Origin of the sequence: Schumannella sp. 10F1B-5-1, assembly GCF_006517535.1 — a bacterium.
GTDB lineage: Bacteria > Actinomycetota > Actinomycetes > Actinomycetales > Microbacteriaceae > Schumannella.
Window position 1 is genome coordinate 237,407 of record NZ_VHQH01000039.1, and the last position, 25,402, is coordinate 262,808.

At 71.9% G+C, this 25,402-nt stretch carries 22 protein-coding genes and 2 tRNA genes; 23 read left to right on the top strand and 1 reads right to left on the bottom strand.

Annotated features, from left to right (window positions below; genetic code table 11):
* The first annotated feature begins 176 nt into the window (after positions 1–176).
* From dnaG to FJ658_RS11925, 12 genes are all read left to right on the top strand, one after another.
* Positions 177–2,162 carry a DNA primase gene (gene dnaG, locus FJ658_RS11870; protein WP_141145592.1) on the top strand — a complete coding sequence of 662 codons (1,986 nt, stop codon included), beginning with the start codon at positions 177–179 and terminating at the stop codon, positions 2,160–2,162.
* Between the two features lie 225 nt (positions 2,163–2,387).
* Entirely contained in the window at positions 2,388–4,031 is a 1,644-nt protein-coding gene (locus FJ658_RS11875) for an ABC transporter substrate-binding protein (RefSeq protein WP_141145593.1), read from the top strand.
* Between the two features lie 86 nt (positions 4,032–4,117).
* A complete protein-coding gene (locus FJ658_RS11880) occupies positions 4,118–5,209 on the top strand; it encodes an ABC transporter permease (RefSeq protein ID WP_141145594.1) in 1,092 nt (363 codons plus the stop codon).
* On the top strand, positions 5,209–6,225 hold the full coding sequence (locus FJ658_RS11885) for an ABC transporter permease (protein ID WP_141145595.1): 1,017 nt from the start codon (positions 5,209–5,211) through the stop codon (positions 6,223–6,225). Before FJ658_RS11880 ends, FJ658_RS11885 begins: the two co-directional genes overlap by 1 nt.
* A complete protein-coding gene (locus tag FJ658_RS11890) occupies positions 6,222–7,922 on the top strand; it encodes an ABC transporter ATP-binding protein (protein WP_141145596.1) in 1,701 nt (566 codons plus the stop codon). Before FJ658_RS11885 ends, FJ658_RS11890 begins: the two co-directional genes overlap by 4 nt.
* 4 nt (positions 7,923–7,926) lie before the next feature.
* Complete coding sequence (locus FJ658_RS11895; protein ID WP_255447702.1) at positions 7,927–8,799, top strand: ATP-binding cassette domain-containing protein; 873 nt, start codon at positions 7,927–7,929, stop codon at positions 8,797–8,799.
* The gene (locus FJ658_RS11900) at positions 8,796–9,908 is read left to right on the top strand and encodes a beta-propeller fold lactonase family protein (protein WP_141145597.1); all 1,113 of its coding nucleotides are present in this window, start codon (positions 8,796–8,798) and stop codon (positions 9,906–9,908) included. Before FJ658_RS11895 ends, FJ658_RS11900 begins: the two co-directional genes overlap by 4 nt.
* Positions 9,909–9,971: 63 nt before the next feature.
* Positions 9,972–10,044 (top strand) — tRNA-Asn (locus FJ658_RS11905).
* A gap of 266 nt (positions 10,045–10,310) precedes the next feature.
* Positions 10,311–11,591: a sensor histidine kinase gene (locus FJ658_RS11910; RefSeq protein WP_141145598.1), complete on the top strand. Its 1,281-nt coding sequence runs from the start codon at positions 10,311–10,313 to the stop codon at positions 11,589–11,591.
* Positions 11,588–12,253, top strand: a complete 666-nt coding sequence (locus FJ658_RS11915; RefSeq protein WP_141145599.1) for a response regulator transcription factor — start codon at positions 11,588–11,590, stop codon at positions 12,251–12,253. Before FJ658_RS11910 ends, FJ658_RS11915 begins: the two co-directional genes overlap by 4 nt.
* A gap of 359 nt (positions 12,254–12,612) precedes the next feature.
* Complete coding sequence (locus tag FJ658_RS11920; RefSeq protein ID WP_141145600.1) at positions 12,613–12,942, top strand: SHOCT domain-containing protein; 330 nt, start codon at positions 12,613–12,615, stop codon at positions 12,940–12,942.
* A gap of 116 nt (positions 12,943–13,058) precedes the next feature.
* Positions 13,059–13,964, top strand: coding sequence for a sensor histidine kinase (locus FJ658_RS11925; RefSeq protein ID WP_141145601.1), 906 nt, complete (start codon positions 13,059–13,061; stop codon positions 13,962–13,964).
* A 199-nt stretch (positions 13,965–14,163) separates the two neighbouring features.
* Here the strand turns inward: FJ658_RS11925 and def are convergent, their stop codons facing one another.
* The gene (gene def, locus FJ658_RS11930; RefSeq protein ID WP_141145602.1) at positions 14,164–14,730 is read right to left on the bottom strand and encodes a peptide deformylase; all 567 of its coding nucleotides are present in this window, start codon (positions 14,728–14,730) and stop codon (positions 14,164–14,166) included.
* 40 nt (positions 14,731–14,770) lie between these two features.
* On the opposite strand from def, the gene FJ658_RS11935 reads away from it, so the two are divergent.
* The 11 genes from FJ658_RS11935 (at position 14,771) to FJ658_RS11985 (ending at position 25,361) form a co-directional block, all read left to right on the top strand.
* Positions 14,771–15,910 (top strand): DMT family transporter, encoded by a 1,140-nt coding sequence (locus FJ658_RS11935; RefSeq protein ID WP_181408438.1) that lies wholly within the window; start codon positions 14,771–14,773, stop codon positions 15,908–15,910.
* 44 nt (positions 15,911–15,954) lie between these two features.
* A complete protein-coding gene (locus tag FJ658_RS11940) occupies positions 15,955–17,214 on the top strand; it encodes a glycosyltransferase (RefSeq protein WP_141145603.1) in 1,260 nt (419 codons plus the stop codon).
* 129 nt (positions 17,215–17,343) lie between these two features.
* Positions 17,344–17,417: transfer RNA gene (locus FJ658_RS11945), tRNA-Ile, on the top strand.
* Positions 17,418–17,558: 141 nt separating this feature from the next.
* Positions 17,559–18,005 carry an ester cyclase gene (locus FJ658_RS11950; protein ID WP_141145604.1) on the top strand — a complete coding sequence of 149 codons (447 nt, stop codon included), beginning with the start codon at positions 17,559–17,561 and terminating at the stop codon, positions 18,003–18,005.
* Positions 18,002–18,865, top strand: coding sequence for a putative protein N(5)-glutamine methyltransferase (locus tag FJ658_RS11955; RefSeq protein WP_255447703.1), 864 nt, complete (start codon positions 18,002–18,004; stop codon positions 18,863–18,865). Before FJ658_RS11950 ends, FJ658_RS11955 begins: the two co-directional genes overlap by 4 nt.
* Before the next feature lie 53 nt (positions 18,866–18,918).
* Positions 18,919–19,623 (top strand): hypothetical protein, encoded by a 705-nt coding sequence (locus FJ658_RS11960; protein ID WP_141145605.1) that lies wholly within the window; start codon positions 18,919–18,921, stop codon positions 19,621–19,623.
* A 198-nt stretch (positions 19,624–19,821) separates the two neighbouring features.
* Positions 19,822–20,661 (top strand): DUF1684 domain-containing protein, encoded by an 840-nt coding sequence (locus tag FJ658_RS11965; RefSeq protein ID WP_141145606.1) that lies wholly within the window; start codon positions 19,822–19,824, stop codon positions 20,659–20,661.
* 101 nt (positions 20,662–20,762) lie between these two features.
* Positions 20,763–21,809: an LLM class flavin-dependent oxidoreductase gene (locus FJ658_RS11970; RefSeq protein ID WP_141145607.1), complete on the top strand. Its 1,047-nt coding sequence runs from the start codon at positions 20,763–20,765 to the stop codon at positions 21,807–21,809.
* A gap of 85 nt (positions 21,810–21,894) precedes the next feature.
* Positions 21,895–23,181, top strand: coding sequence for a GAF domain-containing protein (locus tag FJ658_RS11975; RefSeq protein WP_141145608.1), 1,287 nt, complete (start codon positions 21,895–21,897; stop codon positions 23,179–23,181).
* Between the two features lie 104 nt (positions 23,182–23,285).
* A complete protein-coding gene (locus tag FJ658_RS11980) occupies positions 23,286–24,809 on the top strand; it encodes an aldehyde dehydrogenase family protein (protein ID WP_141145609.1) in 1,524 nt (507 codons plus the stop codon).
* 135 nt (positions 24,810–24,944) lie between these two features.
* Positions 24,945–25,361: a DUF779 domain-containing protein gene (locus FJ658_RS11985; protein ID WP_141145610.1), complete on the top strand. Its 417-nt coding sequence runs from the start codon at positions 24,945–24,947 to the stop codon at positions 25,359–25,361.
* Positions 25,362–25,402: the final 41 nt, after the last annotated feature.

Here is a 25,402-nt window from a genome sequence, read left to right on the forward strand (position 1 = left end):
CGCTGTCGGAAACTCAGGCGTTGCGCATCCGCTGACCCCGGAGGCCGCCCGGGTGACGCGTGCTTCGTCCGCCAACGCCTGAGTTTCCGACAGGCCGCCGAAGCGGCATGCCGGGCTCGTCAGCGCGCCTGGGGACGCGGTCGGCGGGAGCGCGCGCGGATCCGTAGGATTCGGCTATGCCCGGCCTCATCCGACAGAGCGACATCGACGAGGTGCGGGCACGGACCAACATCGCCGACATCATCGGCGAGTACGTCACGCTGAAGAGCGCCGGCGTCGGCTCGATGAAGGGCCTCTGCCCGTTCCACGACGAGCGCAGCCCGAGCTTCCACGTGCGACCCCAGGTCGGGTTCTACCACTGCTTCGGCTGCGGTGAGGGCGGCAACGTCTACACCTTCCTGCAGCGCATGGACCACGTGAGCTTCCGCGAGGCCGTCGAGCGCCTCGCGGGCCGCATCGGCTTCGAGCTGCACTACGAAGACGGCGGCGAGGCCAAGAGCGACTACGGCAGCCGGGCCCGTCTGATCGCGGCGAACACGGCCGCGGAGACGTTCTTCCAGCAGCAGCTGGCCACGCCCGAAGCCCAGCTGGCCCGCGACTTCCTCGGCGGCCGCGGCTTCGATCCGGCGGCGGCCGAGCACTTCGGCGTCGGCTTCGCCCCGAAGTCGTTCGACGCGCTCGGAACGGCGCTCAAGGCCCAGGGCTTCTCGCAGGAGGAGCTCGTCACGGCGGGCCTGCTCTCGACGAACGACCGCGGCAACGCCTACGACCGCTTCCGCGGGCGCCTGATCTGGCCGATCCGCGACGTGACCGGCGCGACGATCGGCTTCGGCGCGCGCAAGCTGCTGCCCGACGACCAGGACAAGGGCCCGAAGTACCTCAACACCCCCGAGACGCCGATCTACCACAAGGGCCAGGTGCTCTACGGGCTCGATCTGGCCCGCCGCGACATCGCCCGCGGCAAGCAGGTCGTCGTCGTCGAGGGCTACACGGATGTGATGGCCTGCCACCTGGCGGGCGTCACCACCGCGGTCGCCACCTGCGGAACGAGCTTCGGCGTCGATCACATCAAGGTGGTGCGCCGCGTGCTCGGCGACACCGACACGACCGGCGAGGTCATCTTCACCTTCGACCCGGATGAGGCGGGCCAGAAGGCCGCGACCCGCGCCTTCGCCGAGGAGCAGCGCTTCGCCGCGCAGACCTTCGTCGCGGTGGCGCCCGCTGGTCTCGACCCCTGTGACCTGCGCCTCAACCGCGGCGACGGCGCCGTGCGCCAGCTCATCGACGAGCGCAAGCCGATGTTCGAGTTCATGGTGCGCCGCCAGCTCGCCGCGCACGATCTCGAGACGGTCGAGGGGCGGGTCGCGGCGCTGCGCTCCGCGGCTCCGGTCGTCGCGGGCATCCGCGACCGCGCGCTCAACGCGGGCTACGTGCGCAATCTCGCGGGCTGGCTCGGAATGGACCCGACGGAGGTCGACCGGGCCGTGGATGCGGCGCGCCATCGTGCCGCGCGCGGCGCCCAGAGCGGTTCGAGCGGTGGTCGCCCCGGCGACACGCGCCGTGCGGACGGCTCCGCGGGCGGCGGATACGCCCACGGCGCCGCAGGCGCGCCGGGCGACGGCCGGTACCCCGCGAACGGCGAGGCGTCGTCCGGCGCCGACCCCAGCATCCAGAGCCCGCCCGACCTGCGCGTCGACCTGACCTCGCTGCCCGTCGACGTGTCGTCGCGACTGGAGCGCGACGCGCTCATGGCGATCCTGCAGCGTCCGGATGCGGTGGGCTCCGAGCTCATCCAGGAGGCTGTGCGCTCGCGCTTCGCGAACGAGACCCTCGCGGTCGTGCGCGACGGCATCGGCGCGTCGCTCGACAAGCTCGGGTCGGCGGAGTGGCTGACGATCGTCGCGGCCGAGGTGCCCGCGCCGTACCAGAGCCTGGTCAGCCAGATGGGCGTCGCCCCGCTGCTCGCGAAGAGCAGCCAGGTCGACGCCTACGCGCGCGGCGTCGTGATCGGCGTGGTCGAGCGCGAGCTGGTGCGGCGCAAGTCCGACCTGCAGGGCTCGCTCATGCGCGCGCAGGCCGGGGGCGACGGGATGCGCGCCGCCGAGCTGAGTCGCGAGCTCCTGGGTCTCGAGACCCAGCGTCGCCGCCTCACCGAGCAGTAGACCCGGCGGATCTCACGCACTGGCGGCGGCCCCACCTCCACCAGCCGCCGTCCAGCGCCCTCGCAGCCCGGCCGCGGGCGTGTTTCGGCCTCATGACGATCCGGCCGAGCACCCCGCATCCGGGGGCGTCGGACGCGCGTGCTGTGCTAGGACTGTGGAGCGCCGTCTCCTGACACCCCGGGTACGCACGGCACGTCCCCCTGCACAGAGAAGAGGACAACCACCATGAGTTCCGCTTTCCGCTCGCGACGGGCGCGCACGCTCGCCGTCGCCGCGAGCACCGCGACCCTCGCCCTCGCCCTCGCCGGCTGCGCCGCCGGCGGCGGCGACTCGGGCTCCGGCGATCTGCTCGTCGTCGGCACCACCGACAAGCTGACCACGCTCGACCCGGCCGGCTCGTACGACAACGGCTCCTACGCCGTGCAGACCCAGGTCTTCCCGTTCCTGGTGAACACCGACTACGGCAAGCCCGACGTCGAGCCCGACATCGCCGAGTCGGCCGAGTTCACGCAGCCGACCGAGTACACGGTCAAGCTCAAGTCGGGTCTGAAATTCGCGAACGGCAACGACCTCACGAGCTCCGACGTCAAGTTCAGCTTCGAGCGCGTCATCAAGATCAACGACCCCAACGGCCCGGCGTCGCTGCTGGCGAACCTCGACAGCATCGACACCCCGGATGACACCACGGTCGTCTTCACGCTGAAGAGCGCCGACCAGACCTGGCCGCAGATCCTGTCGAGCCCGGCCGGCCCGATCGTCGACGAGGACACGTTCTCGGCCACGAAGGTCACGCCCGACGACGACGTCGTCAAGGGCGACGGCTTCGCCGGTCAGTACACGATCGACAAGTTCTCGCTCAACAAGCAGATCAGCTTCCTGCCGAACAAGGACTACGACGGTCTGCTCGGCAAGGCCAAGAACGCCGGCATCCTGCTGAACTACTACGCCCAGTCGTCGAACATGAAGCTCGAGGTGCAGAAGGGCGAGATCGACGCCGCCTACCGCAGCCTCACGCCGACCGACATCGCCGACCTGCGCAAGGACGACAGCCTGAAGGTCTGGGACGGCCCCGGTGGCGAGCAGCGCTACATGGTGTTCAACTTCCGCACGATGCCGTTCGGCACCGACACGGCCGAGGCCGATCCGGCGAAGGCCCTCGCGGTGCGCCAGGCGATCGCCGCGACGGTCGACCGCGACGCCCTCGCGAAGGACGTCTACAAGGACACCTACACCCCGGCCTACTCGCCGGTCCCCGAGGGGCTGACCGGCGCATCCACGCCGTTCAAGGACCTCTACGGCAAGGACGGCGCTCCCGACCTGGCCCAGGCCGCGAAGTTCCTCTCCGACGCCGGCGTGCAGACCCCGGTGCAGATCGACCTGCAGTACAACCCCGACCACTACGGCGAGAGCTCGGCGGATGAGTACGCCGCGATCAAGAGCCAGCTGGAGTCGTCGGAGCTGTTCACCGTCAACCTGAAGTCGACCGAGTGGGTGACGTACTCGAAGGAGCGCGTCAACTCGTACCCGGTCTTCCAGATGGGCTGGTTCCCGGACTACTCGGACGCGGACAACTACCTCAGCGTCTTCTTCCTCCCGGGCACGGATGCCGACGGCAACCCGGTCGGCGGCGGATTCCTGCAGAACGGCTACGAGAACCCCGAGGTGACCAAGGCCATCCAGGGCGAGCAGACCGAGCAGGACGAGGCCGCGCGCACCACGCTCATCGAGCAGGCGCAGGAGCTCGAGGCGAAGGACATCTCGACGCTGCCTCTGCTCACGGGCAAGCAGGTCGTCGTGTCGACCGCGGACCTGAAGGGCGTCACGCTCGACGCCTCGTTCAAGTTCCGCTTCGCCCCGCTGGAGAAGTGATCCCCGCGATCATCGCGCTCCAGTGAGACCAGGGAGGGGATGGATCGCGTGATCCATCCCCTCCCGCACGACCCGACAGGCTCTCCATGACCACCACCACGGAGGCTCCGGCCTCACCCCCGACCGCCGCCAAGCCGGCGCGGTCGAAGTCCGGCGGAGGCGGCCTCGCCCGCTATCTGCTGGTGCGATTCCTCCTGATCTTCCCCACCGTCTTCATCCTCGTGACGATGGTGTTCCTGTTCATGCGGGTCACCGGCGACCCCATCACCGCCGCTCAGGGCGGGCGCCTCAGCGCGGCGCAGCTGCAGGAGCGCATCCACGAGGCCGGCTACGACCGGCCCATTCTGGTGCAGTACTTCGAGTACCTCGGCCAGATCGCGCGCGGTGACTTCGGCACGACGCTCACCGACAACCAGCCCGTCACGAAGCTGCTGCTCGAGTACGGCGGCGCGACCCTCGAGCTCGCGTTCTACGCGCTGATCGTCGCCCTCATCGTCGGCATCCCGCTCGGGATGCTGGCCGCCTACCTGCGCGACCGCTGGCCCGATGCCGTGCTGCGCATCTTCGCGATCCTCTGCTACGCGACTCCCGTGTTCTTCGCCGGACTGCTGCTCAAGCTGATCTTCTCGGTCTGGCTCGACGTGCTGCCGGTCGCGGGGCGCGCCTCCGCCCGCACCGAGCTGCAGATCACGAGCATCGACTCGCCGACCGGCATCTACCTGATCGACGCTCTGCGCACCGGCAACGGCGCGGTCATCGGCGACGTGCTCTCGCACGCCGTGCTGCCGGGTCTCGCGCTCGGTCTGCTCACCGCCGGCATCTTCCTGCGCCTCGTGCGCACGAACGTGATCGGCACCTTCTCGATGCCCTACGTGGATGCCGCCCGCTCGCGCGGCGTGCGCGAGTCGCGCCTCGTGCGCAAGCACGCCCTGCGTCCGGCGCTCGTGCCGATCATCACGGTCATGGGCCTGCAGATCGCGGTGCTGCTCGGTGGCGCCGTGCTGACCGAGACGACCTTCGAGTGGGAGGGCCTGGGCTTCCAGGTCGCCCACTACCTGCAGGCGCGCGACTTCGTCGCCGTGCAGGGCATCGTCGCGCTGCTGGCCGTGATCGTCGCCGTGACCAACTTCATCGTCGACATCGTCGCGGCGATCGTCGACCCGAGAGTGAGGTTCTGATGTCCGAGAACGTCACCTCGAACCCCCGTTCGCTCGGCGCCGTCTGGCGCCGCCTGCCGGTCGTGCACCAGCTGCGGCAGAGCGTCGGCCTGCAGCGCGGCATGCTCGTCGCGGGCCTCGTGATCACCGGGATCTTCCTGCTCACGGCGATCTTCGCCCCGCTGCTGGCGCCGTACAGCTTCAACCAGCTGCGGGATGACGCGGGCCGCTTCTCGCCGCAGGAGCCGCCGTCGGCGAAGCACCTGCTCGGCACCACGGTCGGCGGATTCGACGTGCTCTCGCGCGTGATCTGGGGCTCGCAGACCGCGCTGCTGGTCATCGTCTTCGCCGTGCTGCTGTCGATCTTCGCCGGCATCCTGCTCGGTCTCGTCTCCGGCTACCTCGGCGGCTGGGTCGATCGGGTGCTGGTCGTGATCGCGGATGCGGTCTACGCCTTCCCGACGCTGCTGCTCGCGATCGTCGCGGCGATCGTGATCACGGGCGGCGAGTCTGACCTGCTCGGCGGCGTGCTCGCGGCATCCATCTCGATCACGGTCGTCTTCGTGCCGCAGTACTTCCGCGTGATCCGCGCGGAGGCCGTGCGGGTGAAGTCGGAGGCGTTCGTCGAGAGCGCCAAGGTCGTGGGAGCGCGGGCGCCGCGCATCATGTTCCGCCACGTGCTGCGCAACTCGACCCGCACGCTTCCGCTGATCTTCACGCTCAACAGCTCGGAGGCGATCCTCACGCTCGCCGGCCTCGGCTTCCTCGGCTTCGGCATCGAGCCGACGCAGGCGGCGGAGTGGGGCTACGACCTCAACAAGTCGCTCTCCGACGTGACCGCCGGCATCTGGTGGACGAGCGTCTTCCCGGGCCTCGCGATCGTGCTCGTGGTGCTGGGCATCACGCTGATCGGCGAGAGCCTCAACGACCTGGCCGACCCGCGTCTGCGGGCGCGCCGGCGTCGGCGCGGTTCCACCGCGGCGGATGCGGCTGCCGCGGCGGCCCCCGCCACGATCGAGACGGAGGGAGCCCGATGAGCTCGAACACCGTGAGCGGGCCGACCGCCGACGCGGCGGTCGACATCCGCGATCTCGACGTCGTGTTCACGACCGACGGCGGCGACGTGCACGCCGTCGACCACGTGTCGCTGCAGGTCGCGCCCGGCGAGGTGCTCGCGATCGTGGGCGAGTCCGGCAGCGGCAAGACCGTCACCGCCCGCACGATCCTGGGTCTGCTGCCCGAGACCGCGACGGCGCAGGGCGCCGTCGTTCTGCGCGGCACCGACGTGCTCACCGCCTCGCCCGCGCGCCTGCAGCAGCTGCGCGGCGCCGACGCGGCCATGGTGTTCCAGGAGCCGTCGACCGCGCTCAACCCCGTCTACACGGTCGGCTGGCAGATCGCGGAGGGCCTGCGGGCCCACGGCGGCGTCGGCAAGGCCGAAGCCCGCACGCGGGCGATCGACATCCTGCGCCGGGTCGGCATCCCCGAGCCCGAGAAGCGGATCGACTACTACCCGCACCAGTTCTCGGGCGGGCAGAAGCAGCGCGTGATCATCGCGATGGCGCTCGTGCTCGACCCGGCGGTCATCGTGGCCGACGAGCCGACGACAGCGCTCGACGTGACGGTGCAGGCCGAGATCCTCGACCTGCTGCGCCGCTGCCGCGACGAGTTCGGCACGGCGATCGTGCTCATCACGCACAACATGGGCGTGGTGGCCGACCTGGCCGACCGGGTCATGGTCATGTACCGGGGCGAGACCGTCGAGACGGCGCCGGTGCGCGAGCTGTTCGCGAACCCGCAGGCCGACTACACGAAGACCCTGCTCGCGGCGGTGCCGAAGCTCGAGATCGTCGACCGGGCGCAGCCCGAGCCGGGGGAGCCGCTCGTGCGGGCGAAGGACCTCGTGATCGAGTACCCCGGCCGTCTGGGCCGCCGCGGCTTCACCGCCGTCGACGGCGTCTCGTTCGACCTGGGCCCCGGCGAGGTGCTGGGACTGGTCGGCGAGAGCGGCTCGGGCAAGACCACGATCGGGCGCGCGATCGCCGGGCTCACCAAGGTGACCGGCGGCTCGCTCGACGTGCTCGGCGTCGAGATGAACGGGATGCGCGAGCGCGACTTCCGGCCGCACCGCAAGGACATCGGGTTCGTCTTCCAGGATCCGGCGACGAGCTTCAACCCGCTGCTGACGATCGCCCAGTGCGTGGCCGAGCCGCTCATCGTGCACGGCGTGGCCCGCGACGCGAACGCGGCGCGCGGACGCGTCGACGAGCTGATGGAGGCCGTGCAGCTGCCGCGCGCCTACGGCGACCGGTTCCCGCACGAGCTCTCGGGCGGCCAGCGTCAGCGGGCGTCCCTGGCGCGCGCTCTCGCGCTCGATCCGAAGCTGCTCATCGCCGACGAGCCGACCAGCGCGCTCGACGTGTCGGTCCAGGCGCGCGTGCTCGAGCTCTTCGCCGAGCTGCAGGAGCGCTTCGGCTTCGCCTCGCTGTTCATCACGCACGACCTGGCCGTGGTCGACCAGCTCGCGCACCGGGTCGTGGTGCTGCATCACGGCAAGGTCGCCGAGCAGGGTCGCGCCGCGGAGGTGCTCGGCAGCCCGCAGGACCCGTACACCCGGCGGCTGCTGGCATCCCTGCCGGTGCCCGATCCGGTGCGTCAGGCGGAGCGCCGCGAGGAGCGCCGCGCGACGATGGCCGCCGGGGCCGACCCGGATGCCGAGGCCGCCTCGGCATGACACGATGAGTGTTCCGGCGCCGACCGCGCCGCGCACGCAGAACGGGGGCCGCTTCGGCATGGACGGCGACGACAGCGCACCGGTCGTGGTGGCCGACGACCTGACGGTCGGGTACACCCGGCGGCCCGGCGCGTGCCCCGCCGTCGACGGGGTCACGCTGCAGGTGCCGGCGGGCGGCATCCTCGGCGTCGTGGGCGAGGCGGGCTCGGGCAAGAGCACCCTCGCCGCGGCGATCGCCGGGCGCCTGCGTCGCGGCAGCGCGCCCGGTCCGGTCATCGTCGGCGGCTCGCTCAAGGTGCTCGGTCACCAGGTGCGGGATGCCGGCCGCCGCACGCGCGACCTTCTCGGCCTCGAGGTCGGCTACCTGCCACAGGACGCCGAGGCCGTGCTCACGCCGCACCTGACGATCGCCGAGAACGTGGCAGAGCCGATCTACGACCGCGACCGCCGCTTCGACCGGCTCGAGGCCGGCGGGCACGTCGCCGCGCTGATCGACGCGGTGCGCCTGCCGCTGACCGTTCTCGAGCGCTTCCCGCACGAGCTCAGCCGCGGGCAGCGTCAGCGCGTGGCCCTCGCCAAGGCGCTCGTGCTCGAGCCGCGACTGCTGGTCGCCGATGAGCCGACCATGGGCGTCGACGTGCTCGTTCGCGGCCGCATCCTCGGCGTGCTGGCCGACCTGCAGCGGGAGCGGAACTTCTCCGCCGTCGTGGTCGGTCACGACCTGCGCGAGCTGCGCTACATCACCGACCGCGTCGCCGTGATGCACGCCGGCGCGATCGTCGGCCTCGGCCAGATGGAGCGCGTGCTCGCCGAGCCGACGCACGAGTACGTCGAGGCGCTGTCGTCGCTGTACCCGCGGCACGCGCGCCTGCCGTGAGCGCGACGCTCCTCGTCGGGGGCTACGGCCCCGACATGGGCGGGTCGGCGCGGGGCGTGTCGCGCATCCGCATCGACGAGCGCGGGGCGCTGGCGCTCGACGGTCTCGTGCTCGAGATGCCGTCGCCGTCGTGGCTCGCCCTCGGCGAGCTCGGGCGGTCGGGGTCGAGCACCTCGGCACCGGACGCGCCGGATGTGGCACTTGCGCCGCTCTATGCGGCTCTTGAGCACGCCGACGCCGTCGCCACCGCAGTCGCGCCGTCCAGCACGGCCGACGGTGCTCCTGCGCGACTCGTGGCCCGCACCGCGACGGGAAGCGCCGCTCCGTGCCATCTGAGCGTCGCCGACGACGCGGTCTGGGTCGCGAGCTACACGGGTGGCACCGCCAGTCGCCACCGCCTCGAGAACGGCATGGCCACGACGTATGACCTGGTCGTGGCTTTCGACGGCTCGGGCCCTCGACCCGAGCAGGACGCGGCGCACGCCCACACGACACTCGGATTCGCTGATGACTCCCGGCTGATCGCCGACCTCGGCTCCGATCGGGTCGTCCGCATCGCGGATGCGGGCGAGGAACTCGACGCGCTCGCGTTCCCGCCGGGGACCGGCCCCCGCGATCTGCTGCCGCTCCACGACGGCACCGTGCTCGTGCTGGGGGAGCTCGACGGGACCGCGCACCGCATCCAGATCGCTCCGGCGCTCGCGCTCCTCGAGAGCGTGGCCCTGCCCGGCGCGGTGGAGGGCGATCATGCGGCGGGTCTCGCGCTCGACCGGCGCTCGGGCGTCGTGCACGTCGGGCTGCGCGGATCGAACCGGATCGCGCGCGTGCGCGTCGCCGTCGCGGAGACGGAGGCGGACCGGCCGCGCGGACGGGCCCGGCTCACCGCGCTCGACTCGATCCCTTCCACCGGGGACTGGCCGCGACACCTGCTCGTCGTCGACGACCTGCTGCTCGTGGCCGACCAGCTCTCGAGCTCGGTCAGCGCCTACGCGCTCGACCCCACCGGGCACGCCGCGCCGACACCGCGCGGCTCGATCGCGGTGCCCTCGCCGACGCATCTGCTGCGGGTCGACGACACGCCCTGGGCGACCGTCGCGACGCGCCCGTGAGGCGGCGCGCGTTCAGCGGCACTCCGAATCCCTGGTAGTCTGATCCGGCTGTTCAGGCAGCTTTCCTCCATAGCTCAATTGGCAGAGCAATCGGCTGTTAACCGATAGGTTTCTGGTTCGAGTCCAGATGGGGGAGCCCTTCCGAAGGCCCGGTTCACGCCGGGCCTTCGTCGTTCCCGGCCCTCGTCGATCCGACCCGGCCTGTGCCGCCCGCGGCGGTGTCGGAAACTCAGGCGTTAGAGCTCGGGCTCTCCGCTCTCGATCGGGCTCTCCGACGCGCCGCATCTTCAATGCCTGAGTTTCCGACAGGGCGCAGGGCGACGGCCGAGGTACTCCCGGGGGAGTAGCGGCCGCCTCCCTGGCGGCGATGGCGCCGCACCCGCCCGCGCGTAGCATCGAGCCATGCGGCGGCCGGAGCAATGGGAAGACGACGGCCCCGCCTGGCGCATGCCGCGCGCGTTCACGCTCTGGGCGCCGGTCGTCATCAGCTTCCTCGTGCAGGTGCCGTCGTCGCTCATCGCGGCGCGCTTCCTCGGACTCGCACCGCAGCTCGCCGCCCTCACGATCGGCCTGGCCCTGGTCGGACCGATCGCCCTCGCCTTCGCCCGACGCTTCCCCGGCCCCGTCGTCGCGATCGTCTCGCTCGCCGCCGCCGTCGACATGTTCCTCGACATCCGCTTCGGCCCGCCGTACATCGCGCTCGCCTTCGCGCTCCTCAGCGCGCTGGTGCGCGGCGCGCGGCGCTGGGCGTTCATCTCGATCACCGCCTGCTGGATCGGCACCATCACGATCGGCCTCGCCGCCGGCTACCGCTGGGAGCCCTGGCGCATCGCGGTCGTGACCATCGGCATCCTCGTCGTCGTCGGCATCGGCGAGGGGATGCGCGGACGCCGCGAGCGCTTCGGCGAGATCCGCGCCCGGCGGCGGCAGCAGCAGCAGGAGGCGCTGCAGGCCGAGCGCGTGCGCATCGCCCGCGAGCTGCACGACGTGCTCGCCCACTCGCTCAGCTCGATCAACGTGCAGGCCGGGGTCGGTCTGCATCTGCTGCAGAGCCGACCCGAGCAGGCCGAGGCGTCGCTCGTCGCGATCAAGGAGACGAGCAAGTCCGCGCTCGACGAGGTGCGCGCGGTGCTGGGCGTGCTGCGCTCCGACGACCGGGATGCGCCGCTCGTGCCGACCGCCGATCTCTCGCGCCTCGGCGAACTCGCCGACGACTCCCGGCGCGGCGGTCTCGAGGTGACGCTGGACATGCCGGCACCGGCATCCCTCGCCGACGTCCCGCAGGCGGCGCAGACCGCTCTGTACCGGATCACGCAGGAGGCGCTGACGAACGTGCGGCGGCACTCGGGCGCGCGGCGGGTGCGCCTGACACTGCGGCGTGGCCCCGGCGAGCTCGTGCTGACGGTCGTCGACGACGGATCGGGCCGCGGCGGCGCGCCGGAGGGACGAGGCCTGCTCGGCATGCGCGAGCGCGCCGAGCTGCTCGGCGGATCGCTGGAGATCGCCGATGCCGCGCCCGGCATGCGACTCGCGGCGCGCATCCCCGTCGCCGAGTCGCCCGACAACGCTGAGGGGGTCCCGGGCACGACGTCCGGACGCGATGCCGTCACGACCCCGCCCGCCGTCGCCACAGCCGCCGACGAGGCCGCCCCGCCGGCCGGACAACCGCAGGAGACCCCGTGATCCGCATCGTGCTCGCCGACGACCAGCACCTCATCCGGGCGGGCTTCCGCAGCCTGCTCGACGCCGAGCCCGACCTCGAGGTCGTCGGCGAGGCGGCGACCGGGCGCGACGCGGTCGATCTCGTCGCGCGCACCCACCCCGACGTCGTGCTCATGGACATCCGCATGCCCGACGGCGACGGGCTCTGGGCGACCGAGCAGCTCGTCGCGCGGCCCGAGCTCGCCGGCACGCACATCGTGATCGTGACGACGTTCGAGCTCGACGAGTACGTCGCGCGCGCGATCCGGGCGGGCGCGTCGGGGTTCCTGGTCAAGGACACCGAGCCCGTCGAGCTCATCCGCGCCGTGCACGTCGCCGCCGAGGGGGATGCTCTGCTCAGCCCGCGCGTGACGCGCCGCCTGCTCGAGCAGGTGGCCGGCACCCTCACCGGTCCGCTCGACGATGCGCGGCTCGCGCCGCTCACCGACCGCGAGCGCGAGGTGCTGACGCTCGTCGGTCAGGGGCTGACGAACGAGGAGATCGGGCGCTCGCTGTTCCTGAGTCCGCTCACCGCGAAGACGCACGTCTCGCGCATCATGTCGAAACTGCTGGCGCGCGACCGCGTGCAGCTCGTCGTCGTGGCCTACGAGACGGGGCTCGTGCGTCCCGGTCACGCCGCCTGACGCACCAGCATCTTCTGCGGCCCTCATCTGCCGCGCCGGTCGTGTGCCGCCCCGCGACAGCCGTGCCGCCCGTCGATCGTCGCTGTCGGAAACTCAGGCGTTGTCGCGTCGGCGCCTCGCGATCCGCGTGCATCCGCGCGCCCGTCCGACCTCAACGCCTGAGTTTCCGACACAACGCTGACGTGAGGCGGCGGCGCACCGGCGCAGCGGCGCGCGGGGCTTCCACGGGATGCTGTTTGCCGCCCCGCGATCGTCTCGGGGGAGTAGTCGGCGGGTCCCGGCGGCGGATTCGCGCGGGGCCCGCCACGACGACGCTGGAAGCACCCGGAAGCACCGGGCCGTTTCGAGCAAGGGACATCATGATCACCGCAACCGCTCTCACCGCCCTCGCCGCGCACCCGCACTGGGTCGGCGGCGGGGCACCGTGGCTCTTCTTCCTCATCCCGCTGTTCTGGATCGTCGTGCTGGGCGTGATCTTCGCGTTCGTCGGTCGTCGCTGGCGCCGCGCCGCGTGGTCGAACGGCTACGGCCCGCACGCCGCGCACTGGGCGACCACCAGCGGCGCGCGCAGCGCCGAGGCGGTTCTCGCCGACCGCTTCGCGAACGGCGACATCGAGGAGCAGGAGTACCGCGCACGCCTCGAGGTGCTGCGCGCGAATCAGCAGCCGCCGATGCCGCCGCGCGGCTGATCGTCGGCCACGAGCACAGCGTGCGACATCGAGGCCTCGGGATGCGCTCCCGGGGCCTCGACCCGTGTCCGGACAGCCCGAACCGATGCCCGCGCGACTCCCGCTACTCTCAGACCGTGCAGGACAACCCCGCCGCGAGCGTTCCCGGAGGATCGATGATCCTCACGATCGCTCTGCTCGCCCTCGCGATCGCGGCCGTCGTGCTCCTCGTCCTGTGGCTCGTGAACCGCGCCGCCGCCGTGCGCGCTCGCGCGGCGCTGCAGCGCGCCGAGTCCGACCGCGTCGAGTTCGAGCTCACGCTGGCCGAGCAGACCGATCGACTCCGCATCGCCGGCGAGCTCGACGACCTGGCCGCGGCGGCACTGACCGACGTCATCGCGCAGGCCGATCGCATCCGCCGGATCGCCGGCACGGATGCGGGGGCCGCCACCCGCGCCGCCGACGGGCTCGTGGATGCGGCGCGCCGCGCCCTCGCCGACCTGCGACGCGGGTCGACTCTGGCCCGCGACGGCGCCGCAGACGCGGCCGAGCTCGGCTCGACGCCGGGACTCGCCGACCTCGACCGCCTCGTCGACGCCCTGGCCGGAACCGGCGTCACCGCGACCCTGCGCTCCTTCGGCGAACCCTTCGAGCTGACGCCCGCCGCCGACCTCGCCCTGCTGCGCATCGTGCAGCAGGCGCTGCAGAACGCCGCGGCGCACGGGGGAGAGGGCACGACCGCGACCGTCGCGCTGCGGTGGTCGACGGATGCCCTGCAGCTGCAGATCGACGACGACGGCGAGCGGGCGACCGCGATCCGCGCCGGCTCCGACCCCGACGATCCGGCCGCGTACAGCGCCGGCGACGACCTCGCCGCGCTGACCGAGACGCCCTGGGGTCGCGGGATCACCGAGATGCGCGAGCGCACCGAACTCTTCGGCGGCGTCTTCACCGCGAACCGGATCGCGGGAGTCGGCTTCTCGGTGGTCGCGAGCTTCCCCGACCTGCGGCACCACAACGGCGTGCACGGCGTCCCGCTCTAGCCGGCGCCGCGCAACCACCCGACTCCACGCATCCACCCGGCGCCGCGCTCCCACGCAACGCCATCCGCGCAGCTGCCGAGCCGAGCCGCTCGACGCGATGTCGGAAACTCAGGCGTTGATCCGCCACACCTTTGATTCCGCGCGCCGCGACGTCATCGCCACACGCACAACGCCTGAGTTTCCGACAGGGCGCGGTCGCTCAGCCCTCGAGGTCGTCGACGCCCGGCAGCCACGAGGCGCCGGCGGCGCCCCAGCCCTGTTTCCGCACGGCCTTCTGCGCACGGCGCGAGAACGGCAGCTGGAGGCGGTCGACGTAGAGCACACCGTCGAGGTGGTCGTACTCGTGCTGGAAGATGCGGGCGAGCCAGCCGGTCGCCTCGATCTCGTAGTCGTTGCCGCCCACGTCGGTCGCGCGCAGCAGGGCGCGCTGCGACCGCAGCAGCGGGAAGCGCTCGCCCGGCACCGAGAGGCAGCCCTCGGAGTCGTCGTCCTCGTCCGGCTCGCCGATCGGACCCGGCGCGATGAAGAGGGTCGGGTTGATCGCGGTGCCGCGGTGACGGCGCCCGTCCTCGTCGGTCCAGTCGTAGACGAAGAGCCGCAGCGGGATGCCGACCTGCGGCGCCGCCAGACCGACACCCGGCGCGGCGGCCATGGTGTCGTACAGGTCGGTCACGAGCGTGCGGATGCGATCGTCGATCGTCCCGACCTCGTCGGCCCGCTGGTGGAGCACGGGTTCTCCCGTGATGCAGATGGGGAGGACGGCCATATGTCCAGGCTATCGGGGGATGCGCGGGTAGTGTCGCAGGGTGTCGCCCGACCTCGAGAACCTCCAGACCCTGGACGGGAACGCCCTCGTCGGCATCCTGATCGCGCTGGTCGGCGCGGTGTTCCTCTCGGTCGGCGCGCAGCTGCAGCATCGCGGCGTCGTCAAGGTGGAGGCGTCGCACGGCTCCGGCGCGAAGGCCGGCCTGAACCTGCAGCAGCTGCTGCGCCTGCTGGTGCGCCCCTCGTGGCTGTTCGGCTCGATCATGCTCGGGCTCGCGATCGTGTTCCAGCTCACGAGCCTCGGCTTCGCGCCGCTCATCGTCGTGCAGCCGCTCGGCGTCGTCGGCCTGATCATCACGTCGATGCTCAATGCCCGCGTGTCGAAGGTGCGGCTCGACAAGCAGGCGATCCGGGCGATCTCGCTGTGCGTCGCGGGCGTCGGCGTGTTCGTCGTGACGGCGGCGATCTTCGCGGTCGACACCCACATCGGCGAGACGCAGCTGCTCACGGTGGTCATCATCCTGGCGGTCGTCGTGGCGGTGCTGGCGACCGGCTTCGCGCTGTTCCGCCAGAAGCTGCCGGCGCTGTTCTACATCATCGCCGCGGGCGTGCTCTACGGCTTCGTCGCCACCCTCGCCAAGGTCGTGATCACGCGCATCCGCACCGGCAACTTCGAGTGGCTGAGCATCCTGGCGATCGTCGCGCTGATCGGGGCGGCGGCGCTGGGCGCCTACTTCGTGCAGACCGCCTACTCGGTCGGGTCGCCCGACCTGGTGATCGCCGGGCTGACGGTCGTCGATCCGATGGTCGCCGTGGCGATCGCCGTCGTGGTGCTCGGTGAGGCCTCGAAGGTCCCGCTGCCGGCGATCATCGCCTGGATCGTCGCCGGCGCCGTGGCGGTGTTCGGGGTCTTCCAGCTGGCACGTCATCATCCGCAGACGCACCAGCGCGATACCGGCGAGGTGACGCCGATCGCCGCGACGCCAGCGGTTGAGGCGGCCGAGCGGCGGGTTCTCGAGGGGCGAGCGGATGCGCCTCCCGAGCCCCTGCCGACGACCCCGCCGAGCGGAACCGACGCCGAGCGCACGCTCCCCGACGACGACCCCGAGCCGGTCCCCGTCGAGCCGCGTGACGAGGATGCCGCCTCGCCGCGCGCGCACCCGGGGCGCGATCTGCCCTGAGGTAGCGTGGCGGGGATGTTCGCCGACCGAGGGACCACCGCGCCGTGACCGACGGGACCACCGCCCACTCCGACAGCACCGCTCCCGACGGCAGCACCGGCGGCGCGGCCGCCCGCCGTCCGCTCCGGGTGATCGTCGGCGCCGACACCTTCCCGCCCGACATCAACGGCTCGGCGACCTTCGCGCGTCAGCTCGCCGCCGGCCTCAAGCGCCGCGGTCACGACGTGCACGTCTTCGCTCCCTCGCCCGATAACGGCTGGGGCCTGCGTCAGGAGGAGCACGGCGGCGTGACGCTGCCGGTGCACCGACTGCTGAGCTGGCGCTGGTTCCCGCACCCGTGGCTGCGCTTCGCGCTGCCGTGGCGCGTGCTGGCGAACGCGCGTCGCGTGATCGCCGAGGTGCAGCCCGACGTCGTGCACTTCCAGTCGCACATCGTGGTAGGGCGTGGTCTCGCGCCCGCCGCGCGCGAGAAGGGCATCCGCCTCGTCGGCACCAACCACACGATGCCCGAGAACATCACGCAGCACGTGCACTTCCTGCCGCCGCCGATGCTGCGCTGGCTCGTGCGGCTGCAGTGGGCCTCGGCGGGCAAGTGGTTCGGACTCGCCGACGCCGTGACGGCGCCGACGCAGCGCTCGGCCGACTACTTCGACAAGCACACCGGCCTGCACGACACGGTCGCGATCTCGAACGGCATCGCGCTGTCGAAGTACACCGCCGACCTCGGCCCGCGCGACGAGAACCTGATCGTGTTCCTCGGCCGCCTCGACGACGAGAAGAAGATCGACGAGCTGGTGAAAGCCGTCGCGAAGCTCGACCCGGCGCTGGATGCGAAGGCCGTCATCATGGGCGACGGCGACCAGAAGGCGAAGCTGGCCGCCCTCATCCAGGAGCTCGGTCTGCAGGATCGCGTGCGCCTCGCCGGCAAGGTCAGCTACGACGAGCTGCGGGCGACGCTGACGAGGGCGAAGGTGTTCGCGATGCCGTCGGTGGCCGAGCTGCAGAGCATCACGACACTCGAGGCGATGGCCTCCGGCCAGCCCATCGTCGCCGCGAACGCGATGGCGCTGCCGCACCTGGTCGACGAGGGCGTCAACGGCTATCTCTTCGAGCCCGGCGACATCGACGGCTTCGCCGCGCGACTGACGGATGTGCTGACCGCGCCCGAGGAGAAGCTGCGCGCGATGCGCGAAGCCTCGCTGCGCCTCTCGGCCGTGCACGACGTCGAGCACACGCTCGACATCTTCGAGGCGCTCTACCGCGGAGAGCCGCTGCCGCCGGCCCCCGAGCCGCGCACCGCCTGAGCGCTCGCGCTGCGCGCGTCGCGCATCCCGCAGCTCCCGACACCGGCGCGTGGATGCGCGCCCCGCGCCTGAACGGAGCACCCGCCCGCTCCCGCTATCGTGAACACGCCCGCGGTCGCCGCGGGCAACGGGGCGGTAGCTCAGCTGGTCAGAGCAGCGGACTCATAATCCGTCGGTCACGGGTTCAAGTCCCGTCCGCCCTACCGACATCGTCGGCGGCGCCCCGCACTGTCGCACGGCCTGCCGTGAACACAGCCGTGTTCACATGTCGCGCCCGCGACGCGATCGTGAGAATCCCGTGTGAGCGCTTCCGCTCGACGCCGCGCGCGCGATAGGTCTACCCCATGCGACCCGAACTCGGTCAGGGCGGGCCCGGGTCGCCGTTCGGCGTGGTCGAACCGCGACTCCTGTTCGCCCGACTCATCTCCGCGTGCAACGAGCACGACCCGGATGCGGCGGCGGCGCTGTTCTCGGCCGACATCGCGATCGACGGCGAGGCCATCGGCCGCAACCGCATCGTCGGTCGGCTCTCGGCGCTCTGGCGCGCCTTCCCCGACGCCCACTGGGAGGTGCTCGAGACGATCTCGAACGGGCGCCGCGTGGCCGCGCGGATGCGCTTCACCGGCACGCAGGCGACCCCGTGGCTCGGCGTCGACCGGCCCGGGCTCGTCGTCGACATGACCGAGTTCGGCTTCTTCCGCTGCCAGGGCGGGCACATCGTCGAGCACTGGGGCTCGGGAGATGCCCCGCGGATGCTCGCTCAGCTGCGATCCGGCACGATGGCCGAGTGACGACGCACGACCCCGGAACGCCCGCCAATCGGCCTCCCGACCGCGAGGCAACTGCCGCGTTCGCCGCCGACGTGCTGCGCCTCCGCGGGGCCGGCTGCGTCTACGCCGAGGACGAGGCGGCACTCATCCACGCCGAGTTCGCCGACGCCGACCGCCGAGAGGCCATCGTGGTCCGGCGGATCGCGGGGGAGCCGCTCGAGCACCTGCTGGGCTGGGCGGAGTTCCGCGGGTTGCGCGTCGCGGTCGCCCCCGGCGTGTTCGTGCCGCGCGCGCGCAGCGGCGTGCTCGTGGATGCGGTGGCCACGGCTCTCCGCCCCGGCGCGATCGTGGTCGAGCTCTGCTGCGGAGCCGGCGCCGTGAGCGCAGCCCTCGCGGCCGAGCATCCCGGGGCCTCCCTGCAGCTGCACCTCGGCGATCTCGACGCGGCCGCGATCGCCTGTGCACGCCGAACCCTGGCCGGCGTGGGCGTGGATCCGAGCCGTGCCCGCGTCGGGGACCTGTTCGGCGCGGTCCCGGCGGCGCTGCGCGGCCGCATCGACGTGGTCGTCGCGAACGCCCCCTACGTCCCGACCGCCGAGATCGCGCTCATGCCCTCCGAGGCACGCGACCACGAGGCGCCGATCGCGCTGGACGGCGGCGGAGACGGGCTCGACCTGCACCGCCGCATCCTGAGCGAGGCGCCCTCGTGGCTCGCACCGCACGGGATCGTGGTGCTCGAGACGAGCCCGCGCCAGGCGCCGACGGACCTCGCGCTGATGCACGCCGTGGGTCTGGTCGGACGCGTCGTGCGCGACGACGACGTCGAGGGGACCGCCGTCATCGGGGAGTCCAGTGGCGCCCCGACGATCGCGCCGTCGTGATCTCCGGGCCGCCCCGTACGTGGCCCCGCGGAACCCTGATCTAGGCTGTCGACATGCCGCGTGCCCCCCGACTCGCCGCGCCTCGTCGTTCCGCCGTGGCTGCTCTCGCGCTCTGCGCGGCTCTCGCCGTCGCCCTGAGCGGATGCGCCTCCGGTGCCGCCGAGCCCACGTCGAAGCCGTCCGCGACGAAGGCGGCGACGAAGCCGAGCGCGAGCCCCACCGAGGCTCCCGCGACCACGGCGAAGGTCGTGATCGACGCCGACAGCGTGAGCGTGCTCGACAGCGACGGCGGCACCGTCGCCGACGTCCCGTTCGTGACCGATGCGGTCACGGCGGCCTCGCAGCTGCAGCGCGCACTCGACGAGACGCCGGTCGCGGCGACCGTCACCGACGACACCTGCTACCCGCAGCTCGACGAGCAGAGCTTCGGCGGCCTCCACCTCTTCAGCTCGGTCGACGGCCTGACCCGGCCGGACAACGCGGGCTTCTACGTCACCGCCGACGCGGCGACGACGACCGGCGGCGTGCCGATCGAGATCCCGAGCGGGCAGGCGATCGGAGCCACCCGCACGGCCGTGCTCGAGGGCAACGTGCAGGCGCCGCGCTTCGACGTCGACGGCGGCCTCGAGGTGCACTACGACGTGGCCGGCGGATCGCCGACGAGCGATCCGAGCCAGTACTTCGGGGCGCTGGCGCGCATCGAGAGCGGCAAGCTGGCGCTGATCGACGCGCCGATCTACTTCGCCCGCGAGTGCTGACCCGCGGCTGACCGCATCCGACCCGCGCCCGACACCGACCCAAGCCCGACGCTCACCCGGCCGGCGCCACCCACGGCCAACACGACGGCGACACGCGAGGCGGCGCCGGGGCGGGGAATGACCGCCGTGTCCTGGGCGGTTGTGTCCGACGTCAGTGACAGGATGAGCACCCCCGACGAGCGAGAGCGAGACGATCCGATGACCGACGCAGCGACCCAGCAGACCCCCGCGACGCCGCAGGAGGTGCTCGCTCGCTTCCACGCCCGCCGCGAGGAGTCGGTCGTGCAGCCGCGCGGATCGCTCGCCCTCACGCAGACCCAGCAGGTGGATGCGGAGCAGACGATCTGGGGCGTGCCCGGCACCTGGGCGCCGCGCACCGACGGCGGCTCGGGTCTCACCGTGACCGCGACGGCCGCCGACGGCATCCGCGTCGACGGCGAGCTCGTCGACGGCACCGCGACCGTGCGCGGCAAGGACGACGAGTCGCCGAGCGAGGTCGTCTTCAGCGACACCGTCAGCGGGTTCGTCATCGCCCAGCACGGCGGCAGCTACGCGCTGCGGGTCTGGGATGCGGAATCCGACGCGATCCGCGACTTCGGCTCGATCGACACCTTCGACTTCAACCCCGAGTGGATCGTGCAGGCCGCGTTCACGCCGAACCCCGAGGGCACGACGCTCGGCTTCGAGCACCTCAAGGACGACGGGCAGACCCGCGACGAGGTCATCCCCGGGTCGATCACCTTCTCGAAGGACGGCGTCGACTACGACCTGGCCGCCTTCAAGTCGGGTCGCGCCCTGCAGATCGTGTTCGCCGACGCGACGAGCGGAGACTCGACCTACAGCGTCGGCCGTTTCCTCTTCGTGGCGCCGCGCCCCGACGGCACGATCACGCTCGACTTCAACCAGGCCGTGCTGCCGCCGTGCGCCTTCAGCTACGCCTTCAACTGCCCGATGCCGCCGAAGCAGAACCGCTTCACCGTGCCGATCGAGGCGGGGGAGAAGAACGTGCTGTCGAAGGCGGGCGCCCTGCTGCACTGAGCGCGGCGCGCAGGCGACCGGCCTCGCCGATCCGAGCGCCGGAGCCCGCCGGACACGGCCGTGCGGGAACATCCCGCCCGATCGATGCGTTCGCATCCACTGTGAAGCGCATCGGATTCCTCTCCTTCGGTCATCATCAGGCGGTCCCCGGCTCGCTGGTCCGCACGGCCCAGGATGCGCTGCTCCAGTCGATCGAGCTCGCGGTCGCCGCCGAGGAGGTCGGCGTCGACGGAGCGTTCTTCCGCGTGCACCACTTCGCGCGCCAGCTCGCGGCGCCCTTCCCGCTGCTGGCCGCGGTCGCGGCTCGCACGAGCCGGATCGAGATCGGCACCGGCGTGATCGACATGCGCTACGAGAACCCGCTCTACTTCGCGGAGGAGGCGGCCGCGGCCGATCTGATCAGCGCGGGCAGCGGTCGGCAGGGCCGACTGCAGCTCGGCATCAGCCGCGGGTCGCCCGAGACGGCGATCGACGGCTGGCGCTCCTTCGGCTACGCGCCGGCCGACGGCGGCGAGGGTCCCGCCGCCGAGGCGCAGATGGCCCGCGACAAGACCGAGGTGCTGCTGGCTGCGCTCGACGGCGCGGGCGTCGCGATGTCGAATCCCGCGATGACCGGCCAGTCGCGGCCCGTGCCGATCGAGCCGCGCTCCGAGGGGCTGCGCGACCGCATCTGGTGGGGCGCCGGCAGCCGCGCGACCGCCGTCACGGCCGCCGAGCTCGGCATGAACCTCATGAGCAGCACGCTGCTCACCGAGGACACGGGCGTGCCGCTGGGCGAGCTGCAGGCGGAGCAGATCCAGCTGTTCCGGGATGCCTGGGCCGCCGCCGGCCACGAGCGCACGCCGCGCGTGTCGATCAGCCGCAGCATCCTGCCGATCATCGACGACGAGACGCGGCACTGGTTCGGCCTGCGCGCCGAGGCCGATTCGCAAGACCAGGTCGGGCACCTGGATGCGACGACGGTCGCCCGCTTCGGCCGCAGCTACATCGGCGAGCCCGATCGCATCGTCGAGGAGCTCGCCGCCGACCCCGCCGTACAGGCCGCCGACACGATCCTCGTCACGGTGCCGAACCAGCTGGGCGTCGAGCTCAACGCCCGCATGCTCGAGTCGATCGTGCGCGACGTGAAGCCGGGCCTCGGGGACTGACGGGCGCCGCACCCGGCGCGCATCCCGGCCCCCGATCCAGGCGCTACTCTGTACCAACTCACGAGCGATGATGATCGGAGTCGGCATGTCCAGTCCCTGGACCGCAGCGCCCGTCGACCTCAGGGCCACCCTGCGGGTCGCGCACGACCGCGTCGTCGGCGACCGTTCCGAGAGCCCCGGCATCCGCCCGCTCGTCGAGGAGTCGTGGCGGCGTTCGCTCGCTCTCGAGATCGACCCCGACAAGGCGCTCGCGCGGCTGCCGCTCGGCGACGGCGAGCTGCGCTCGTACCGGGAGCAGCATCCACTGCGTCACGCGCTGCCGACGCTGCACCGCCTGCTGATCCGGCACACCTTCGACGCCGGGCTCATCGTCGCGATCGGCGACGAGGCGGGGCGCCTGCTCTGGATCGACGGCGACCGCGAGCTGCGGCGACGCGCCGAGGGGATGCTGTTCGTCGAAGGCGCGGACTGGTCGGAGTCGGTGGTCGGCACCAGCGCGCCGGGCACGGCCCTGCAGCTCGATCACGGCATCCAGATCTCCGGACCCGAGCACTTCACGCGCCTCGTGCACCCCTGGAGCTGCACGGCCGTGCCCGTGCACGACCCCGCCAGCGGCGCGGTGCTCGGCGTGATCGACATCACCGGGGGAGACGAGGCCGTCGCCCCGGCGACGCTGCCGCTGCTCGAGGCGGCGGTGGCGGCGGTCGAGGCCGAGCTGCGACTGCAGCGCCTCGACGACGCCGTCGCTCCGAGCCGCCGTGCGAACCGGGCTCCCGTCACCCGCCCGGTCGTGCCCGAGCTGCACGTGCTGGGGCGCGACGACGGCGAGCTCGCCTGGGGTGTCGACCGGCACGAGCTGAGCCTGCGACACGCCGAGATGCTGACGCTGCTCGCCTGGCACCGCGGCGGGCTCAGCGCCGAGCGCCTCGCCGAGCTGCTCTACGGACGCGACGACGCGCTCGTCACCCTGCGCGCCGAGATGGTGCGGCTGCGCAAGGCGCTGCCCGAGCGCTTCGCCCCGCTGTCGAAGCCCTACCGACTTCCCGAGCCGGTCGAGCTGGATGCGCAGCGCCTGCTCGGGTTCCTGGAGCGCGGCGCGCACAAGGTGGCCCTCGGCGCCTACCGGGGCCCGCTGCTGCCGCGGTCGAGCGCACCCGGTGTGATCGAGATCCGCACCGAGCTGGCCGCCGTGCTGCGCGAGACGCTCATGGCCGACGCCGCGGTCGACACGCTGCTCGACTACGCCCGCACCGACGACGCCGCCTGGGACGTCGAGGTCTGGCAGCAGGTGCTGCGGATGCTGCCCGCGCGCTCTCCGAAGCGCGCCGGCGTCGTCACGCGCATCGAGCGCATCCAGGCCGAGCTGGGCTGAGGAGCCGAGCGCCCCCTCGCAACTCCTCGCAACCTCCGCGCGCCTACCGTTGCCGCACACGGGCTCCCTCGCCCGCATCCCGACAACGGAGTTGGAGAAACGCGATGACCGTCTACGCCGCACCCGGCACGCCCGACGCGAAGGTCACCTTCAAGCCGCGCTACGAGCACTGGATCGGGGGTGAGTGGGTCGCGCCCGTGAAGGGCCAGTACTTCGAGGACATCTCGCCCGTCAACGGCAAGCCGTTCGCCGAGGTCGCCCGCGGCACCGCCGAGGACATCGACGCCGCACTCGACGCGGCGCACAGGGCCGCCCCCGCCTGGGGCCGCACCTCGACGACCGAGCGCGCCGCCGTGCTGAACCGCATCGCCGACGTGATCGAGGCGAACCTCGAGCTGCTCGCCGTCGCCGAGACCTGGGACAACGGCAAGCCGATCCGCGAGCCGCTCAACGCGGATCTGCCGCTCGCGGCCGACCACTTCCGCTACTTCGCCTCGGTGATCCGCGCGCAGGTCGACGAGTCGACCCCGCTCGACCACGACACGGTCGCCTATCACTACAAGGAGCCGCTGGGCGTGGTCGGGCAGATCATCCCGTGGAACTTCCCGATCCTCATGGCCGTCTGGAAGCTCGCGCCGGCCCTCGCCGCCGGCAACGCGATCGTGCTGAAGCCGGCCGAGCAGACCCCGGTGTCGATCCTCGTGCTGATCGAGCTGATCGGCGACATCCTGCCCCCGGGCGTGGTGAACATCGTCAACGGCTTCGGCGCCGAGGCGGGCAAGCCGCTCGCGTCGAGCCCCCGCATCCGCAAGATCGCCTTCACGGGCGAGACCACCACCGGGCGCCTGATCCTGCAGTACGCCTCGGCGAACATCATCCCGGCGACGCTCGAGCTCGGCGGCAAGAGCCCGAACATCTTCTTCGACGACGTCGCCGCACAGAACGACAGCTACTACGACAAGGCGCAGGAGGGCTTCGTGCTCTTCGCCTTCAACCAGGGCGAGGTCTGCACCTGCCCGAGCCGCGCGCTGCTGCACAAGCCGATCTACGACAGCTTCCTGGGGGATGCGATCGAGCGCACCAAGCTCGCGAAGCAGGGCAACCCGCTCGACACCGACACCCAGGTCGGCGCGCAGGCGTCGAACGACCAGCTGGAGAAGATCCTCAGCTACATCGACATCGGCAAGCAGGAGGGGGCGAAGCTCGCGCTCGGCGGCGAGCGGGTCGACCTCGGCGGCGACCTGACCGACGGCTACTACGTGCAGCCGACGATCTTCGAGGGCCACAACAAGATGCGCCTCTTCCAGGAGGAGATCTTCGGGCCCGTGGTCGCCGTGACGAGCTTCGACGACTACGACGACGCCATCTCGATCGCCAACGACACGCTCTACGGCCTCGGTGCGGGCGTGTGGTCGCGCAACGGCAACGTGGCCTACCGCGCCGGGCGCGACCTGCAGGCGGGCCGGGTGTGGGTGAACAACTACCACGCCTATCCGGCCGGAGCGGCGTTCGGCGGCTACAAGAGCTCGGGCATCGGACGTGAGAACAACGCGCTCGCGCTCGACCACTATCAGCAGACGAAGAACCTGCTCGTCAGCTACAGCGAGAGCAAGCTCGGCTTCTTCTGAGCTCACCCTCCCACCCACCGGGTCCGCGCGCGTCGGGTCGCGCGGACCCGGCTCCACGATCCGGCGGGCGACGGGATGCCTGGATTCCCCGTCGCCCGCCGCACCACGCGCGTACAGTGACGACAGGAGGCCACCATGCCCGCACTTCTCGATTCCACCGTCGCGATCGAAGGAGAATCCGTCTCCCGGGTCGCGCTCACCGACACCTCGGTCGAGCTCCTGCGCCGGCTCTGGCAGCTTCACGGTCCGCTGATGTTCCATCAGTCGGGCGGCTGCTGCGACGGCAGCTCGCCGATGTGCTTCCCCGCCGGCGACTTCCTCACCGGACCGTCGGACGTGCTGCTCGGCACCTTCGACATCGCCCCCGACGGCGGCGAACCGCAGCCGATCGAGTTCTGGATGTCGTCGGAGCAGTTCACCTACTGGAGCCATACCCATCTCACGGTCGACGTGGTGAAGGGCCGAGGATCGGGCTTCTCGGTCGAGGCGCCCGAGGGCGTGCGGTTCCTGCTGCGCTCGCGCCTGATGGAGAGCGCCGAGCCCTTCGTCTGATCGGGCGCGCTCGATCCCGTCGCGCCGGCGCCTGTCGCGGC